Below are 16,986 nucleotides of genomic sequence, written 5' to 3'. Positions count from 1 at the left end.
GCGCTTGCCCAGGACGAGGCGGCGACGGCCAGGCCGGGCGCTGTCGTCCGATCAGGCGGCGATGCGCGCGGCCTGATCGCTGGTCGCCTCCTCCGAATCCGGCTCGGCGCGACCCTGGCTGGCGCGGAAATGGTCGAGGAGGCTGTCACCGAGGCCGTCGAGCACCCGATCGGTCGCGGCCTGTGTGGCCGGGTCCAGTTCCTCGGTGCGGTACCAAGCCAGGATCTGCTCCGGCAACGCGTCGAGGATCGCCCCCACGGGATTGAGCGGCTCGGCCACAGCCGGCACGTTGGCAACGGCTGTGACGATGACGGTTTCGTCAGGACCGGCCTCGGCCACGAAGGCGGTCCGGCGCTGGCTTTCCAAGGCAGCACGCCACGCGGCGTCGGCGGCTTCGGTCTCCCGGCGGGCCGTTTCCCGGGCGAGCGCCTGTGCGGCAATGGTGCGGGCCGCCTCGCGGGCCTCGTCCCGGGCGGCCTCGGCCTCGTAGCGGGTCAGCAGGGTGATGACCGGATGCATGTGCGGATCCGAGAGATCGCCGCAGGCCTCGATGGCGCATTCGATGATCCGCCGCGACAGACCGGTTCCCCGGGCGGGGAGCGCCCGGCCGGCGAGGTCCTGCCAGGCGGAGAGCGCCGCCTGCAGCGCCGGCAGGAGCGGTTCGGGAAGGCCGGCTCTGGCATGCAGGTCCGCGAACTGGCGCGGGTCGCGCATGGCCCGGACGATCGCGGCATGATCCTGACCCGAGAGGTCGGCCAGGGCGGCCAGGGCGAAGTCGATCCGGCCGGAGAGCACGGCTCGGAGAACGAGCCCTGCCGTCAGCTGCCTAGTCGTGCGCAGATGGGTCACGAGGCGCGACACCGCAGCCGCACCCCGTCCTTCGCAGGCCTCGAGGGCCACGCGCTCGCCGGCCTCGCGGCTCATCCGGCCGCAACGCTCGGCGCTGAGCCAGCCCCGGTCCGTGACGAACCCGGAGAGAGCCTGTGCCACCGCGATCCCGAGGGCATGGCGCACCTCGGGCGGCAGGTCGGCCCGGGCAAGCAGCGCCTCGCGCAGGGACGCCTCGTCTCCCCGCCGCTCGATCATGCGCAGCAACCGGCCCGCGGTGATCTTCGCCGTCGGATTGGCCGCCAGAACGACCAGCGTGTCCGTCTCGCCGATCTCGGCCAGGGCGCCCGAGACCGCATGCGACAGGTGGTGCCGGGCGGCGATCACCGCGCGGGTCGCCTCATCGCCGAGGGCCGCGGCGTCCACGAGATCGGCATCGGTGAGGACCGGGGATCGGGCCAGGACCAGCCGCGCCACCTCCGGCACATCGCAGGAGAGGGCGACCACGAGGGGACGCGGGGCCCGTGCCGAGGCCGCGCAGGTCTCGGCGAGCGCCCGGCGTACCAGCGGCGATGGATCGTCCAAGAGCGCGAGCAGCGCCGTCTTGGCCTCCCAGGCCTCGTCGGCGTTGAGATCCCCGTACAGGTAGGCCCGCGCCAGAGACGCGGTCGCCTCGGCCCGGCCTCCGGCCGAAGCATTCTGCGTCCAGGCCAGGAAGTCGCGGATGATCATCGACCGCTCCGGGGGGCGAACAGGCTGGTCCTGTCGCCGGGCATGGGCACTGCGACCGCAAGGTCCGCGGGTCGGCGGGGCGGCAGCGGCGGATTGAGAAGAGGTGCGCCCGCGAGCGTCGCCGCCGGCTCGGGAAGTGCGCCCGTGACGGCAGGCTCCGCGTCGGCGACGCGCGACGGCGGCTCCGAATCGGAGCGCGGGAAGTAGGTCGGCGCCGGGTGCTGCGTCGGCGCGGCGGTGTTGCGGGACTGCCAGAGCCGCGCCGCGGCATCCGACGCCGCACCGCGCTGGTCCGTCTGGAACAGGCTGCGCAGATCCGAGCTCCCGCCGAACGCGGTCGCTGCACTGGCATAGGCCGACACGGCCTGCGGCGCGGCGGCGTTATCCTGGCGCAGGCCGGTCAGGTCGGTGGCGGCCGCGCCCTGTGCGGCCGCCGAGAGGCTGGCATACAGTTCGGCAGCGCTGCGCGGCCGTCCGGCGCGGTCGTAGAACAGAGCCCGGTTCGCGGCGGCCGCCTCCGGCAGGTCGAGGGCGGCGGCGCGCTCCGGGAAGGCGCGGGCCGTCGAGATCAGGGCCGCGGCACCCTTCGCGCCCAGCACATGCGCCGCATAGAGGTCGCCTGCGGTCGGCTCGCGGCCGAGGGCGCTCGTCAGGGCGTCCGCATTCTGCTGGGTCAGGGCGCCGGCCAGCGTGGCGGAAATCTTGGGATCGCGGCGCAGGTCGAGGATCGCCTGCCGCTGGCTCGCGTCGGGGACCGTATAGGTCCCGTCCGACTGTCGGGTGATGGCTTCGGCCTGGGCCTGCAGACCGAGCCGCGGCCCGGCATTCTTCATCACGCCGAGCCAAGTCTGCTCGATGAACTGGAACAGCCCGGTGGCGGAGGAGGTCCCCGCCTTGGCGGCGGGATCGAGGGCCGATTCACGCCGCGCCGTGGCGAGGAGATAGTCGAAGCCGACGCCGCTCGCCGTCGCTCCGTCACGGATCGCCTGGACGACCGGACCCGAGGCGGGCGCGGCCGGCAGGGACCGCGCCTGGGGCGGCGGGCTCTCCGGTGGGCTCGACGGCGTGGTGAACAGGAACATCCGGGCGCGCACGGGAGTGGGGACCGTCCGAACCTGCGCCCGCTATGGTAAACAAGTCCTCAATCGACGGTGCGCGGCCCGATCCTGTTTCAGGACCCGGTGAACTCCCCGGCGCCCTTCGGCCGGCGCATCTGGAACCGGGTGTCGGCCGTGACGTGAAAGTAGTCGAAGTATCCGCCACGCATGATCGGATGCATCGCCGCGGTATCGACCATGCCGTCGACCACGTAGCGTGGATCGATATAGATCGACACGACTTGGCCGATCACCAGGAAATTCTCGGCCTCGCCGCCCTCGAGGGGGACCAGCGGCACGGTCTGCAACCAGCGGCATTCCAACGCCGCCGGCGAGGCGGCCACCCGCGGTGGGCGAACCTTGTGCGAGGGCGCGGTCTCCAGCTTGGCGAAGGCGAACTCGCTCGTTCCGCGCGGCAGCGGCGCCGAGGAATCGTTCATCCCATCGCGCAGATCCCAGGTCGCGAGACTGCAGACGAATTCCTGCCCCTCCTCGGCGAAGGTCATCGCGTCCTTGCGGCCCGTGGAGGAGAACGCGACCATGTTGTCGGCCACGGCGTTGAAGAACGAGTAGGGCGCGAGGTTCACCGCGCCCGCACGGTTCATGGCGCTGATCCAGCCGATCGGCCGGGGCGCGACGATGGCCTTGAGCGGATTGTGCGGGAGGGCGCGCGCCTCCCGAGGCAGCGCGAGATCGTAATGCACGGCCGGTCCCTTCAGAGATAGGTGACGATGTCGTCGAGCGCCGGCCGCGGCCGGTCGGAGGGCACCTCGCGCGCCCGGCCGATATGGACGAAGCCCGCCAGTTTCTCGGCCGGCGCCAAGCCCAGTGCGTCGAGGACGCGACGGTCGTAGGCGAACCATTCCGTCAGCCAGGAGGTCGCGAAACCGGCGGCATTCGCCGCGATCACGAGGTTCATGGTGGCGGCACCGGCGGAGAGCACCTGCTCCCATTCCGGGATCTTCACATGCGGCCCGGCTCGCGAGACCACCGCGACGACCACCGGCGCGTGGGTCAGGCGCGCCCGCTCCTGCGCGAGCCGCTCCGGCGAGGCGTCCGGATTGTCCGCCGCGAAGGTCGACTCAATGATCTCGCCCGCCCGCGACCGCGCCTCCCCGCCGATCACGATGAAGCGCCAGGGCGCGAGCTTGCCGTGGTCGGGCACGCGGGAGGCCGCGGTCAGGATCGCCTCCAGCTGCGCGCGATCCGGGCCCGGCTCGTCCAGCAGCGGCGGCGGCACCGAACGTCGGGTCTTCAGGAGATCGAGGGTGGCGGTCATGCGCTCCGTCCCGGTATCGCGTCCCGTGGGGGATGTGGCATGCGCGGGCCTCCGGTGGAAGTGCGGCCTTGCCACCGCCATGGTCCGGAGGCACAGGCAGCCCCGGACGATCCGGCGTCCGAGCTGGGGCAAAGGGTTGAGAGAGGCCGACCGATGCGCATGAGGCTTGCCGCGACGGCGCTGGCGATTCTCGCTGCCGGCCTGCTGCCCGCATCCGCCCAGCAGAACCCGTTCCAGAACCGGCTCGGCGGCGCCCTCCCCTCGCCGTCGATCACCACGCCGAACCTGCCGCCATCCCTGCCGGCGGCCGAGCCGGAGGCGCAGCTGTCCCTGTCGGCGCTTCTGTCCGGGCCGGGCACACCCCTGCGCCAGGGGCTGGCATGGCGCATCTACGAGGACCGGGGCGACGGCACCCGCCCCGCGATCGTCGCCCGTTCCAACGAGGCGGAGCCGCATTTCAACCTCGCCCCGGGCACCTATGTGGCGACCGTGACCTACGGTTTCGCCAGCGCCTCGAAGCGGCTCGTGATGGGTGGCCAGCCGACCACCGATACGCTGCGGGTGGCCGCCGGCGCCCTGAAGCTTGCGGGCGCCGTGGGTGACCAGAAGATCCCGCCCGGCCAAGTGATGTTCTCGGTCTTCGTGCCGGTGGGGACCAATTCCGAGGGCCGCCTCGTCCGCTCCGGGATCAAGACCGGCGAATTGCTGCGCCTTCCCGAGGGCACGTATCACGTGGTCTCGACCTATGGTGAGTCGAACGCGATTCAGCGCGCAGACCTCCGGGTCGAGAACGGCAAGGTGACGGAAGCGACCCTCAACCACCGCGCCGCCACCGTCACGCTGAAACTCGTGGCCGCTCCCGGGGCCGAGGCCTTCGCGGGCACCGCCTTCTCGGTTCTCACCCCCGGCGGCGACACGATCCGCGAGGCCATCGGGGCGTTCCCGCAGGTGACCCTCGCCGAGGGCGATTACGTCCTGATCGCGCGCCATGACGGGCAGGTCTACACGCGGGAATTCAAGGTCGAGAGCGGCCTCGACCGCGACATCGAGGTCGTGGCCAAGTCGGGCTGAGAGCGCCGGATCGGCTTTCAGGCGAAGCGCCGGGCCAGGGCTACGCAGGCGGCCACGGCCAGAGCGGCGCCGATCATGGCGGGCTCGATCCGCTCGCCGAGGACCAGCGCGGCGACGCCGAGGCCCAGGAACGGCTGCAGCAACTGGAGCTGGCCGACCGCCGCGATGCCGCCGCGCGCCAGGGCCCGATACCAGAACACGAAGCCGATCAGCATGCTGAACAGCGCCACGTAGGCGAGGCCCGCCCAGGCCGGCAGCGGGATCGTGCCGGGCTCGGCCGGACAGAGGGCCAGGGCCAGCGGCACGCTCACCGGCAGAGACAGGACCGTGGCCCAGGCGATCACCTGCCATCCGCCGAGCCGGCGCGCCAGGACGCCGCCTTCGGCGTAGCCGAGCCCGCAGAGCACGATCGCCGCGAGCATGAAACCATCCCCGGGACCGGGCGGTCCATCGAGGCCGCGCGCGGCGAAGGCGACCGTGACGAGCGCACCGGTGAGCGAAAACAACCAGAAGACGGGCGATGGCCGTTCGCCCGAGCGCAGCGCACCGAACAGCGCGGTGACCAGGGGCAGCAGGCCGAGGAACACCGTTCCATGCGCGGCACCGACGGTCTGCAAGGCCAGGGCGGTAAGCAGCGGAAACCCGACCACGACCCCCGCGGCCACGATGGCGAGCGCCGGAACGTCGGCCCGGCGCGGGCGCGCTTGGCGCAGGGCCAGAAGGGCCGCCGCACCGGCGAGGCCGGCGAGCGCCGCCCGTGCCGCACTGAGGAACAGGGCGTCCATGCCGGTCAGGGCGAGCCGGGTCGCGACCAGCGAGGCGCTGAAGATGGTGATCCCGACGAGACCATCCATCCAGGCGCCCGGTGCCGACCTCCGCGCCCGATCGAGCGAGGCGTCTGCCATGCATGTCTCCCGCAAACCCACGTCGGCCTTCGCTTGCCGCGACGGGCACCGGTGGGCCAGGAACGATCCCGCCGCCGCCGGGCATTCTGTCCCGGTCACGCGTCAGTACAGTTGCGCAAGGGGTTCGACGGGCGACTCACGACCAGGTATCCGCGGACCGCGCGGGCACCTCGCGAGGGCTCCATGTTCCGCGCATTAACATTTCCGTGCGGGGGCGGAACGATGCGGCGTCATCGTCCATTTCCAGCCACCCATACCGGGACACTGGAGTTATTCATGCGCCGCCTCGTCCTTACAGCCCTCGCCGCCGCCACACTCGCCGGTCCCGCCTTCGCCGCCAACGAGGCGCCCGCGACGGTGGCGCCGAAATTCGAGGCTGTCCCGCAGGACGCCGTGCTCAGCTACAACCTGATCGGTCTCAACGTCACCGACGCGCAGAACAACACGGTGGGCGAGATCAAGGATCTGGCCATCAATCACGACAAGCTTGTCGGCTACATCGTCTCGGTGGGCGGCTTCCTCGGCATGGGCGAGCACTACGTGGCGGTTTCGCCGAGCTCGATCGCCATCGGCTACGACGCCGACGCGAAGAAGTGGAAGGCCGTCATCGGAGCCTCCAAGGATCAGCTCAAGGCTGCGCCGGAATTCAAGTACGACGGCAAGTTCAAGCGCTGAGATCCAGATCTCAGACGAGGCCGGGCAGAGCGCCCGGCCGACCATTCGGGTCTCGCGGTGGAACGATCGCGGGACCCGTCGTGGCGGCCGAGGCATAACGCAGCGCCGGGCCGCCATGACACGATCGACGACAGTGCTTCCTATCCCGACCGCACGAGGCGGAGTGACAGGCTATCGCGACGGTGCGACGGTGTCGCCCTGGGAGGGGCGATCAGGCGCTCGGTGAAGCGGTTCACCGGGGCTTTCAAGAGCCTGACGCGCCAAGCAGGCGACCAAAGCGTCGCGTTTGGCCTGACGAAGCACGATCCGGGCGGCGGCCCGTGCGTTGGCGGCGCGCAACTCGGCGCGCGGGCCTCCATCGCGAAGGGCCCGCCATGCCAGGGCACGGAACCATCGGACGTTGGCCAGAGCCGCGGCGCGCCGGCTGAGCGGCCCACCGACATCGAGCGGCTTCTCCAGTGTCACGGACGCCATGGGCTCAATCCTGAAGTGCGACTCGCCGCTTGTCCGAACAGAGACAAGAGATGGCGAGTTCCGAGGAGCTGGGCAATAGTCCAAACGGTCATAACTTTCGGCCGACGCGCGAAGACTGCGCATCCGTGATATTTTCCGGACCCGCACCGTCTCGGCTTCGACGGCCCGGGTAAGACACGGCCTTCTTTGACGCGGGCCGGTCGGGAACACCCCAGCGCGTTAAGGACTTCACGGAGCTGGGAGCCGGAGCGACGGCAATCCGGTCCGGTGGATGCCGCAAGAGGGCAGCGTGCCGACGATCTTCGATGCCCATACCTTCGCCCTTACCGCGCATGCCGGTCAGCTCGACAAGTGTGGCGAGCCCTGCATGCGGCACCTGGAGCGCGTTGCGAACGCGGCCCTGGCCCGAGCCGGTCACGCCCGACTCAGCGACGGACTCGACATTGACCCGATGCGAGTGATGCAGGCGGCGCTCCTGCACGATGTGCTGGAGGACACGTCACGCACGACGACAGATCTTCAGGCGGCCGGTTTCGAGGCGGATATTATCAGAACGGTCACGCTTCTCACGAAGCCCGCCAGCCGGATCGCCTATTCGGAACGGATTGCGGCCCTGATCGCATCGGGTGATCTCGCGGCACTGCTGATCAAGATGTCCGATACGGAGGACAATCTTCGTCCCTCTCGGATACCGCCCGATGCCGCCTTCCTGCGCGAGCGCTACGCCGACGCCTTCGCGCGTCTGAAGTCGGCTGCGGCGGTGGTGGGATACACAGGGCGCTGAGGCCGGGGGCAAACGGGTCGCGTTGTGATCCGCTTCCGACATCTCCGTGCCGCTGAACGGCGACGCCGCGATCCGCCGCCCAGAGTGGACGGAAAGCTGAAGGGTGAGGTCCCGGCTGCCGGGCTTGGCCTTCGCCGGTCGGGGTGCGCTTCCCGCCACCTGGGCTGCCGGCGGCACCGTCTGGCATCTGAGGGAGATCAAATCGGAACTGATGAATGTCCCCCGGATTGCATCGGTTGCGGGTGCTGCCCTCTGCTTTGGCCGCGGTGGACGTCGCCGACGCAACGCGGCGGGAGCACCGGTCCGAACGACGCAGGCTCCGGGCCAGCGCCTTCCGCAGGCACTAACGCCGAACGCTGTCGGCCCCATTCCATGCATTTGCAAGAAGGAGATTCCATGCCGTCGATCAGTCGTCTCTCGCTGGTAGGATTCATGCTGATCGGCCTCGCGGCCTGCGACGACAAACAGGCGCAGAACAATACACCGACGAAGCCCGACGCCACGAAGATGGAACCGCAGACCGATCAATCCGCACCGAACCCGCCGAAGCGCTAGAACCGTTCCCGATCGCCTCGCGATCAGGAGCGGCTCAAAGCCTTCGTCCTAAGGCGCCTCTTGCGCCGAACCGGCGTTCATTGCGGCGGCGCGTACGCGCGCCGGCAGCCCGCGATCGTAGCGGGGCCGACCGATGGACGGTCCGAGACATCTGCGGTCATGCCCGGTCCGATGTGGCCGCGGAGCCCTCCGGGCCGGAGGCGGTGGTTAAGGGAGGATCGCCGGAAGGCTCAGCCACGAACGGGGCGACTGCGCCGAAGCTCAGGGCGGCTTGGACGAGGATGTCATCGAGCGTATCGGCAGCCCAAAGCGCGCCGTCGAATACGGACCACAGGATCTGGCGCATCGGTCTCCTCCCGCCGCATCCCGGGACGACGCCGCTCCCCGGCGTCGACCCGGGATGCGGCGCTCATTCGGTTCGCATCTGCATGCTCAGACGAAGTGCATCGGCAGGGCACGATCGAGGACTTCGACGTAGGTTCCGGCCAGGACCGCGATGGTGGCGACGGCGGCGGCGGCGGCAAGGGTGAGACGCGCAGTGAGGGTCATTGGAAGTCTCCATCGGATCCGCGACTGTCTTCGCGGTGTGATCCCGATGTAAGCTCAAGCTTTGCGGGCCGAAGTGCTCCCGCACACCTGAAAACGGATCGCGTGACCGTCGCGCGGCTCAGGGGAGCGGCAGTCCCGTCGGGAGCGTCGCGGGGCCGGAACGATCGCCGACGGCATCGACGGCGCGGTTCAGAGGGCCGGCGTGGCGTTCCCGTCCGTCGGGATCGTCTCCCTATTACACAAGCCTCCCCCTGCGACGGCGTCTGGGTGACCTTCTCAGGATGTCCGCCACCGCGACAGCGCCAGCCCCGACGAGGGCGCAAGGACGGATCGCCGGCCAGACCCACCATGCGCCCGATGGGCATGCCGAACGGCAGGTGGCTCTGATAAGCAGTCCGGGCGGATACATGCGGCCGCGTCACCGACCCTCGCGCAGGTCGGACCGGCCCGAAGCGAGCGGGATCCAAAACGCCATGGCAGGGATCGTCGAGATGCAGAACAGCCCCTGGGTCGGCCGCATCCCCGTCGCGGTCATGCAGGCCTGTCCGGCGATCTGGATCAACCCGGCGGTGGCCGACAGTGCGTCCGTCCTCCCGGATCTGGCGCTGGGCAAAGCCGACGTCGACGGTGCGGTGGCACGCTGGCAGCGCTTCGCACCGTTGCTGACGCGCCTCTTCCCGCAGGAGGTGTCAGGCCGGATCGATTCGCCGCTGATCCCGCTGGCGGCCGGCTTGTCCGACACCATCCTGTGTGGAGCGGGGGGCCGTGTGCTGGTCAAGGCGGACCATGCATTGCCGGTGACGGGCTGCATCAAGGCACGCGGCGGCGTCTACGAGGTCCTGGCCTACGCCGAGGCGCTGGCCGCGCAGGCCGGACTGCTCGCCGAGGGCCGATCCTATGCGGCCTTCGCGGACCCGGAATTTCGCGACCAGTTTGGCCGCCACATCATCGCGGTCGGCAGCACCGGCAATCTCGGCTTCAGCGTCGGACTGATGGGACGGGCGCTCGGCTTCGCGGTGGAAGTTCACATGTCGCACGATGCCAAGGCCTGGAAGAAGGAACGCCTGCGGGAACTCGGCGCCCGCGTGGTCGAGCATCGCGGCGATTACGGTGCGGCGGTCGCGGCGGCGCGCAACGCTTATTCCGGACGCGGCGACGCGCATTTTGTCGACGACGAGGATTCGGTCGAGCTGTTCCTGGGCTATGCGGCCGCGGCCCTCGACCTGGAGCGCCAGCTCGCTGCAGCCGGGATCCCGGTTGGCCCGGCCCATCCCCTGTTCGTCCATCTGCCCTGTGGCGTCGGAGGCGCGCCGGGTGGTGTCGCCTTCGGCCTGAAGCTGCTGTTCGGTGATTCCGTGCATCCGGTCTTCGTCGAGCCCGTGGCGTCGCCCTGCATGCTGGTTCAGCTCGCGGCGGGGCTCGAACGGCCGGTGAGCGTCTACGATGTCGGTCTCGACAATCGCACCGCCGCCGACGGGCTGGCGGTCGCCTCCGCGTCCATGCTGGTCGCTCGCACCCTCGAGAAGCTTGTCCGGGCCGTGGTCACGGTCCCCGACGATGCGTTGTATCGTTGGCTCAAGATCCTCTGGACGGAGGCGGGTATCCGCCTGGAGCCTTCCGCGGCGGCCGGCTTCGCGGCGGCGGGACGTTTTGCACAGACCATCCCGGCGGAGACGCGCGCCGCCGCAACCCACGTCATCTGGACGACCGGTGGTGCGCATCTCCCGGCCGAGGAGTTCGAGGCGGCGCTCGCCCGCGGCTGAGGGGCCTTCCCCGGGGCGGATGCCGACGTCGCGCGCCCCTTCGAATAGGGCTCGACGATCAGTGCCGGGTGGATACGCTCTCCGTCCCCGACCAGGGTGCCGCGAGAGAGACGGCGTCCACCACTCTGACGCGGCCCGCCGCCTCGCCGCGCTCCCGAGACGCGACGATCATTCCATCAGATCGGTCAGGGCCCCGATCTCGTCGGCATTCTTCCAGACCGTCTCGCAACCGATCACCTTCTCGGTGGCGTCGATCGTCAGCTGGAATTCAGCGGGAACCCGCTCCGTGCCGACCAGCCGGAGGCGCACGCCCCAGCGGGACATGTCATGGACCACACAGGGTATCGTCGGGTGACCCGCGACCGCGATACGTCCGTGCAAGTTGACTGATACGCGCCGGGCGCTACGCTCTTCGATCATGACAGCTCGACCCCAAACAGGGTCAAGCTAGTGGCGAGGGCTCAAAAAGGTCTTCACGGATTCATTCGAATTGCCGGAATGGGCCTGCCATGACGGCTGCGGCCCGCCGCCGACCTCACGCACGCAGAGGTCGAAGGATAGGCGTGCCGGCGTGCGCGTTCGAAGGCATCCGCGCACGCCTTGTCGAAGAGCCTGCACGGCGCCGGCGCATCGCCGGGTTCCGCCAACATCGGCTGACCGCGGATGTCTCCGGCTGAATGCACTTGAGAATATCGCGACCGCGGATCGAAATAGGGATCCGACGTGTAGCTGCTCATGAACGCGCCCCCTGCCGCCATCTCGCTCTCCGCACGCGCGGACCCGACCAAGCGCAGCAGCGTCAAGGCCAGGATGAGGAGCCCCAGGTATCGTCCGACCACCGGCTTAACTCCTCGTCGAGCCTGACATCATCAGCACAGACGCCGATCGATCGGCGTCTTCATCCCGCCCCGGAGCGGCGGTGACGGGGGCCGCTCAGGTGTCCGAGAGATTCGCTCGCCGCCATGGCACGGGGTGAGCGCACAGGCCGCAACCCGGCCGAAACGAGGCCCTGCGGTTCGATCACGCGAGACATCGGAGCCACCCCGGCACCCCGGGTCGCGTGGCACGGGCAGCCCCGCGATACGCGGCAATGGCACCGGATCGGTCGGAGCGGCGCCAGAATGATCGTGCAGGATGTGCAAGAGACGCAATTAAATAAGTCTTCTGGCAGTAAAAATACAATTTTTTTCCAAAATACCTTTTAATTTTCGACCGGCGCGCCGCCATCGGCGTCCGGTGCCGCAGCACATCGCCGGTATGGAGCCCGGCGATCCTTAAGAGAGCTGGGGCGTTTTTAATTTCTTGAAATCCGCTTTAGATTGTCGTGTCGAATTCATTCGAAGAGTGTTTCAGCGAAAGCTATATCTCTTCCGCGCCGGGCATTCGCCCTGTGTTCTCTCTGAAAACGAGGCGTGATCTGCTCGATGTTCCCGCGGCCCGGCCGCACGGGACGGGGGCCGGATCATGATGGAAGATCCGACAGGTCACATGGAACTCGTCCGGTTCGCCCTGAAGTTTCGCAAGAGCTTCTATGTTCTTGCCGTCCTGATGTTCCTCGCGGGCGTCGGCTCCATTGCCGTGGCCCCCAAGGACGTCCTTCCCGCCGTCGACATACCGGTTGTGGTCGTGGTGTGGACCTACAACGGCCTCGATGCCACCGACATGGTCCAGCGGATCACGAATTACAGCGAGTTCTCGCTGTCGAGTAACGTGAACAACATCAGGCGGATCGAATCGACCTCGATCCAGGGCACCGTGACCGAGCGGATCTACTTTGATTCGGCGGTCAGCATCGATCTGGCGATGACCCAGGTCGACTCGGCCATGAACGCGATCCGCTCGCGCATGCCGCCGGGCGTGCAGCCCCCGGTCATCATGCGCTTCTCCGCCTCCTCGGTGCCGGTCATCCAGATGGCGCTGTCGTCATCCAAGCTGCCGCTCACCAAGGTCTTCGACTACGCGCAGTACCGGACCCGCCGGCGGCTCGCCGAGGTGCCGGGCTCCACGCTGCCGTCGCCCTATGGCGGCGCACCGCGTCAGGTCATGGTCGATCTCGATCCCGCCAAGCTGCGTGCGATCGGCATGACGCCGCTCGATGTCCTGAACGCGGTCCTCAAGCAGAACCTCGTGGTGCCCTCCGGGCTCGCGAAGATCGGGACGCAGCAATACACCGTGCGCCTGAATTCGAGTCCGCAGCTGGTCGATCAGCTCAACCGCATTCCCATCAAAGTCGAGAACAACCAGCCGGTTCTGCTGCGCGATGTCGCCCATGTCCGGGACGGTTCGCCGCCGCAGATCAACATCGTCCGCGCGGATGGGCACCATTCGGTCCTGCTGCAGGTTCTCAAGAACGGCGCGGCCTCGACCCTGGACGTCGTGAATGCCGTCAAGGGCGCCCTGCCCGACATCCACGCGGCCGCGCCGAAGGGCATGACGATCACGCCGCTGTTCGATCAGTCGGTCTTCGTCTCGGACGCCATCTCCGACGTGGTGCGCGAAGCGGTGATCGCGGCCGGCCTCACAGGCCTCGCGATCCTGCTGTTCCTGGGGTCGTGGCGCTCGACCATCGTGGTGCTCGTCTCGATCCCCCTCTGCATCCTCACCTCTCTGTCGATCCTGGTCGCCCTGGGCCAGACCATCAACGTGATGACCCTGGGCGGCCTCGCCCTGGCGGTGGGTATCCTGGTGGACGATGCCACCGTGGCGATCGAGAACACCTACCGGATGTTCGAGGAGGGCTTCTCGTTCAGGCGCTCCGTGGTCGAGGGCGTCGCCGGCATCGCCAAGCCGGCCCTGATCTCGACGCTGGCCATCTGTTCGGCTTTCTCGGCGGTCTTCTTCCTCACCGATGCGCCCCGCTACCTCTTCGTCCCGCAGGCCGAGGCGGTGGTCTTCGCGATGCTGACCTCGTACCTGCTGTCTCGGACGCTGGTGGCGATCCTGATCGACGTCCTCGTCGCCCCGGAATACGCGCAGCATCACGGCGGGTCGGAGGCGGGGCCCGAAGAATCAGCGGCGCCCCGGCGCCGCTCGGTCCTCGGGCGCGTGCTCGGCTTCGCGGTGCGGCCGCTCGTCTGGGCGTTGCGGTATCCGGTGCGCGGCGCCCTCGCCTTCCGGGCGGCCTTCGAGCGGGGCTTCGCGCGGTTCCACGCCGGCTATGTTGGACTGCTCTCCGCCGTGATCAGCCACCCGGCCCGCGCCCTGGTCGGCGTGATGGCCGTCTTCGCGGTGACCGCGGCGATCTTTCCCTTCGTCGGGCAGGATTATTTCCCGCAGATCGAATCCAGCCAGATGACGCTGCACATCCGCACGCGGCCCGGCGAGCGGATCGAGCAGGCGGAAAAGACCTTCGCGCAGGTCGAGGACGTCGTCAGGCAGGTCGTCCCGAAGGACGAACTCGGACTCATCCTCGACAATATCGGCCTTCCGGCATCGAACTACAATTTCGCGTTCATGGACGCCTCCTTCGTCGCCTACAACGACGGTCAGATGCTGATCAACTTGAAGGGCGAGCACAAGCCGATTTCCTTCTATGAAAAGCGCCTGCGCAAGGTTCTGCACGAGGCCTTCCCGGACGATATCTTCTACTTCCAGCCCTCCGACATCATCACGCAGATCCTGAACTTCGGAACCGTCGCTCAGATCGACGTTCAAGTGTCCGGACGTCACGACGACAAGGACTTGGCCGTGGCGCGGGATCTCGTCCGCCGCATCGCGGCGGTCCGAGGCGCGGTCGATGTCCACCTGCACCAGATCGTCGACGCGCCGCAGATGTACGTGAATGTCGACCGGAGGCTGGCGTCCGAAATGGGGGTCAGCGAACAATCCATCGCTCAGAATCTGAACGTCTCGCTCTCCGGCTCATTCCAGGTCAGCCCGAACTTCTGGGCCGATCCGAAGTCCGGGATGCCCTATCAGCTCTGGGTCCAGACGCCGGAATGGCGCAACGCCGATATTCATCAGCTGATGAATACGCCGGTCTCCGTCCATGCGAACGGGCAGGACAAGCCGGGCATTCCGATCCTGCTGTCGAACATCGCCACGATGCAGCGGCAGCCGGAGCAGACGGTCATCAACCACGTCAACCAGCAGCCGACCCTCGACATCCTCGCCAACGTCCAGAACGCCGATCTCGGCAGCGTGCGCACCGCCGTCGACCGGATCGTCGCCGACGAACAGGCTCAGCTCCCGGCGCCGGACAGGATCCTGGTCCGCGGCCAGATCGAGAGCATGGAGAGCGCGTTCTCGCGGATCGAGCTCGGGCTCGGCATCGCCCTGGTGGCGGTCTACCTGCTGCTCGTCCTGAACTACCAGACCTGGGTCGATCCCTTCGTGGTCATCGCGGCGCTTCCGCTCGCCTTCTGCGGCATCGTGATGAGCCTGTTCATCACCAGCACGGCGTTCTCGATCCCGGCCCTGTTCGGGGCGATCATGTCGGTCGGCGTCGCGAGCGCGAACTCGATCCTGCTCGTCACCTTCGCCAAGGAGCATCGGGAAGCCACCGGCTGCTCGGCCCGCGAGGCCGCCCTCATGGCCGGGCATACCCGCCTGCGGCCTGTGCTGATGACAGCGTCCGCCATGTTCCTGGGCCTGATCCCCATGGCGATCGGCGCCGGCGAAGGCGCCGAGCAGAACGCCGCCCTCGCCCGCGCGGTGATGGGCGGGATCGGGATGGGAACCGTGTCGACGCTGCTGTTCGTCCCCCTCCTCTACACCCTGCTCCGGCGTAAGCCGATCAAGCCCCTCGAGGATTATTGATGACCGCTTTCACCGACCCTCCCGAGGCCGACGCCGAGCCTGCCGCGCGGGCGCACCAGCACGCGCTTGAGGTCGATCCGCTGCGGCGGGACGAGGCCGGGGAGACCCTGGCCCAGGCCGCTCCACCGCCGCCGCGCAAGCGGCCCTTCCTGGTGGCGTTCCTCGCCCTCGGCAGCGCCCTCGGGCTCGGCGCGTGGCACCATTGGGACGTCTATCAGGCGTCGCTGGAGACCCAGGCCGAGGCCGTGGACTTCGTGCCTAGGGTCCGCACCGGCCCAGCGACCGTGGATGACGGGCCCATGCGGCTGACCCTGCCGGGGCAGACCGAGGCGTTCGACCATGCCGATATCTTCGCCCGTGCCACCGGCTACATCGCCGAACGCAAGGTCGATATCGGCTCGCGGGTGAAGAAGGGCGATCTGCTCGTCCGCATCGCCGCACCAGACCTGGATCAGCAGGCCCGGCAGGCCGAAGCCCAGCTTGGTCAGTTCAAGGCCCAACTGGCGGTGGCGCAGGCGGACGTGGAGCAGGCCAAAGCCAACGTGACGCTGGCGAACGTCACCGACGCGCGCACCGCGACCCTGGCCGGTCAGGGCTGGGCGTCCAAGCAGAATGCCGACCAGACCCGCGCCGGCATGCTGACAGCTACGGCCTCCCTTGCCGCCGCGCAGGCGAAGGTGAAGGTCGCGGAGGCCAACATCACCGCGCAGCAGGCCACCGTCGAACGGCTCCGCACCCTGACGACCTTCGAGAACGTGGTCGCGCCCTTCGACGGCATCATCGTCGCCCGCAAGGTCGACGTCGGCGACCTCGTCCAGGGCGATGCCGGCAGCGGGACGCCGCTCTTCTCGATCGACAGCATCGATGTCCTGCGCGTGACCGTGCAGGTGCCGCAATCGGCGGCGGTGGGCATCCATGATGGCGTGAAGGCGCGCGTTCAGGTTGCGCAGATGCCGGATCGCACCTTCGCGGGCACGGTGTCGCGCAGCTCGGTCGCCCTCCAATCTTCGGTCCGGACGCTCGACACCGAGGTGGACGTCGCCAATCCGGAGGGAACGTTGCGACCGGGCCTCTACGTCGCCGTGACCTTCGAGGTCCCGCGCATGCACCCGCGCGTGGTCATCCCGTCCGAGGCGCTCATCTTCGACGCAGGCGGAACGCAGGTCGCCGTGGTCGGCACGGACGACATTGTGCATCTCCGGCCGATCACGATCGCGCGGGATCTCGGCACCCGCCTCGAGCTGCGCAGCGGCCTCAGCAGCGGTGAAACGGTCGTTCTCAATCCGCCTGCCGACCTCCGGGAAGGCGGCCGGGTCGCTCCGAAAGGCCCCACCGCTTCCCGGATCCCCACAGCCAAGCTCTCCGAGCAGGCGAGCGCGGAGTGAGGCGCATGGTTCAGATCCCGCGCTCACCTGTAAGCTTTGCCGAACCGATGATGCAGAGCGATAGCCCCGAGCCGTCCCCATTTGACTCCGGAACCGAAGAGGATATTTCCGGCACCTCCTCCGAGCTGCAG

14 protein-coding genes are annotated in these 16,986 nt (G+C 68.6%); 7 read left to right on the top strand and 7 right to left on the bottom strand.

Going from position 1 to position 16,986, the window contains the following annotated elements:
- Positions 1 to 51 precede the first annotated feature (51 nt).
- The 4 genes from BM396_RS06695 to BM396_RS06680 all read right to left on the bottom strand — a co-directional run bounded on the left by BM396_RS06695 (position 52) and on the right by BM396_RS06680 (position 3,936).
- Positions 52 to 1,560 carry a DUF2336 domain-containing protein gene (locus tag BM396_RS06695; protein ID WP_043382140.1) on the bottom strand — a complete coding sequence of 503 codons (1,509 nt, stop codon included), beginning with the start codon at positions 1,558 to 1,560 and terminating at the stop codon, positions 52 to 54.
- The gene (locus tag BM396_RS06690; RefSeq protein WP_043382142.1) at positions 1,557 to 2,642 is read right to left on the bottom strand and encodes a lytic transglycosylase; all 1,086 of its coding nucleotides are present in this window, start codon (positions 2,640 to 2,642) and stop codon (positions 1,557 to 1,559) included. The genes BM396_RS06695 and BM396_RS06690 overlap by 4 nt, the downstream gene beginning before the upstream one ends.
- 89 nt (positions 2,643 to 2,731) lie before the next feature.
- Positions 2,732 to 3,361: a flavin reductase family protein gene (locus tag BM396_RS06685; RefSeq protein WP_043349196.1), complete on the bottom strand. Its 630-nt coding sequence runs from the start codon at positions 3,359 to 3,361 to the stop codon at positions 2,732 to 2,734.
- 11 nt (positions 3,362 to 3,372) lie between these two features.
- Positions 3,373 to 3,936 carry a nitroreductase family protein gene (locus tag BM396_RS06680; protein WP_043382144.1) on the bottom strand — a complete coding sequence of 188 codons (564 nt, stop codon included), beginning with the start codon at positions 3,934 to 3,936 and terminating at the stop codon, positions 3,373 to 3,375.
- A gap of 153 nt (positions 3,937 to 4,089) precedes the next feature.
- Between BM396_RS06680 and BM396_RS06675 the strand changes: the two genes are divergently transcribed.
- Entirely contained in the window at positions 4,090 to 5,007 is a 918-nt protein-coding gene (locus tag BM396_RS06675) for a hypothetical protein (RefSeq protein WP_043382147.1), read from the top strand.
- 17 nt (positions 5,008 to 5,024) lie between these two features.
- On the opposite strand, the gene BM396_RS06670 is transcribed toward BM396_RS06675, so the two are convergent.
- A complete protein-coding gene (locus tag BM396_RS06670; protein ID WP_051976049.1) occupies positions 5,025 to 5,912 on the bottom strand; it encodes a DMT family transporter in 888 nt (295 codons plus the stop codon).
- A 276-nt stretch (positions 5,913 to 6,188) separates the two neighbouring features.
- Between BM396_RS06670 and BM396_RS06665 the strand changes: the two genes are divergently transcribed.
- From BM396_RS06665 to BM396_RS32685, 3 genes are all read left to right on the top strand, one after another.
- Positions 6,189 to 6,587 carry a PRC-barrel domain-containing protein gene (locus BM396_RS06665; RefSeq protein ID WP_043382150.1) on the top strand — a complete coding sequence of 133 codons (399 nt, stop codon included), beginning with the start codon at positions 6,189 to 6,191 and terminating at the stop codon, positions 6,585 to 6,587.
- Between the two features lie 763 nt (positions 6,588 to 7,350).
- A complete protein-coding gene (locus BM396_RS06655) occupies positions 7,351 to 7,845 on the top strand; it encodes an HD domain-containing protein (RefSeq protein ID WP_043382283.1) in 495 nt (164 codons plus the stop codon).
- 396 nt (positions 7,846 to 8,241) lie between these two features.
- Positions 8,242 to 8,400: a hypothetical protein gene (locus tag BM396_RS32685; protein ID WP_170867471.1), complete on the top strand. Its 159-nt coding sequence runs from the start codon at positions 8,242 to 8,244 to the stop codon at positions 8,398 to 8,400.
- A gap of 157 nt (positions 8,401 to 8,557) precedes the next feature.
- On the opposite strand, the gene BM396_RS06650 is transcribed toward BM396_RS32685, so the two are convergent.
- Entirely contained in the window at positions 8,558 to 8,746 is a 189-nt protein-coding gene (locus BM396_RS06650) for a hypothetical protein (RefSeq protein WP_043382154.1), read from the bottom strand.
- Positions 8,747 to 9,422: 676 nt separating this feature from the next.
- On the opposite strand from BM396_RS06650, the gene BM396_RS06640 reads away from it, so the two are divergent.
- On the top strand, positions 9,423 to 10,712 hold the full coding sequence (locus BM396_RS06640; RefSeq protein ID WP_043382156.1) for a D-serine ammonia-lyase: 1,290 nt from the start codon (positions 9,423 to 9,425) through the stop codon (positions 10,710 to 10,712).
- 168 nt (positions 10,713 to 10,880) lie between these two features.
- Here BM396_RS06640 and BM396_RS06635 read toward each other — a convergent pair whose 3' ends face one another.
- Positions 10,881 to 11,132 (bottom strand): PilZ domain-containing protein, encoded by a 252-nt coding sequence (locus BM396_RS06635; protein WP_043347619.1) that lies wholly within the window; start codon positions 11,130 to 11,132, stop codon positions 10,881 to 10,883.
- Positions 11,133 to 12,200: 1,068 nt separating this feature from the next.
- Here BM396_RS06635 and BM396_RS06625 point away from each other — a divergent pair.
- Both BM396_RS06625 and BM396_RS06620 read left to right on the top strand, forming a co-directional pair.
- Positions 12,201 to 15,470 carry an efflux RND transporter permease subunit gene (locus tag BM396_RS06625; RefSeq protein WP_043382158.1) on the top strand — a complete coding sequence of 1,090 codons (3,270 nt, stop codon included), beginning with the start codon at positions 12,201 to 12,203 and terminating at the stop codon, positions 15,468 to 15,470.
- Entirely contained in the window at positions 15,470 to 16,855 is a 1,386-nt protein-coding gene (locus BM396_RS06620) for an efflux RND transporter periplasmic adaptor subunit (protein ID WP_081948650.1), read from the top strand. The genes BM396_RS06625 and BM396_RS06620 overlap by 1 nt, the downstream gene beginning before the upstream one ends.
- Positions 16,856 to 16,986 lie beyond the last annotated feature (131 nt).

Source organism: Methylobacterium sp. UNCCL125, from assembly GCF_900116795.1.
GTDB classification, from domain to species: domain Bacteria; phylum Pseudomonadota; class Alphaproteobacteria; order Rhizobiales; family Beijerinckiaceae; genus Methylobacterium; species Methylobacterium fujisawaense.
The sequence above is the reverse complement of the archived record's forward strand: the minus strand, read 5'-3'. Positions and strand labels throughout refer to the sequence as shown.

Excerpts from the sequence above, each read along its gene's own strand:
- BM396_RS06625 (WP_043382158.1), top strand. The coding sequence starts at position 12,201 with ATGGAACTCGTCCGGTTCGCCCTGAAGTTTCGCAAGAGCTTCTATGTT.
- BM396_RS06675 (WP_043382147.1), top strand. The coding sequence starts at position 4,090 with ATGCGCATGAGGCTTGCCGCGACGGCGCTGGCGATTCTCGCTGCCGGC.
- BM396_RS06640 (WP_043382156.1), top strand. The coding sequence starts at position 9,423 with ATGGCAGGGATCGTCGAGATGCAGAACAGCCCCTGGGTCGGCCGCATC.
- BM396_RS06670 (WP_051976049.1), bottom strand. The coding sequence starts at position 5,912 with ATGGCAGACGCCTCGCTCGATCGGGCGCGGAGGTCGGCACCGGGCGCC.
- BM396_RS06690 (WP_043382142.1), bottom strand. The coding sequence starts at position 2,642 with ATGTTCCTGTTCACCACGCCGTCGAGCCCACCGGAGAGCCCGCCGCCC.
- BM396_RS06650 (WP_043382154.1), bottom strand. The coding sequence starts at position 8,746 with ATGCGCCAGATCCTGTGGTCCGTATTCGACGGCGCGCTTTGGGCTGCC.
- BM396_RS06635 (WP_043347619.1), bottom strand. The coding sequence starts at position 11,132 with ATGATCGAAGAGCGTAGCGCCCGGCGCGTATCAGTCAACTTGCACGGA.
- BM396_RS32685 (WP_170867471.1), top strand. The coding sequence starts at position 8,242 with ATGCCGTCGATCAGTCGTCTCTCGCTGGTAGGATTCATGCTGATCGGC.
- BM396_RS06665 (WP_043382150.1), top strand. The coding sequence starts at position 6,189 with ATGCGCCGCCTCGTCCTTACAGCCCTCGCCGCCGCCACACTCGCCGGT.
- BM396_RS06620 (WP_081948650.1), top strand. The coding sequence starts at position 15,470 with ATGACCGCTTTCACCGACCCTCCCGAGGCCGACGCCGAGCCTGCCGCG.
- BM396_RS06695 (WP_043382140.1), bottom strand. The coding sequence starts at position 1,560 with ATGATCATCCGCGACTTCCTGGCCTGGACGCAGAATGCTTCGGCCGGA.
- BM396_RS06680 (WP_043382144.1), bottom strand. The coding sequence starts at position 3,936 with ATGACCGCCACCCTCGATCTCCTGAAGACCCGACGTTCGGTGCCGCCG.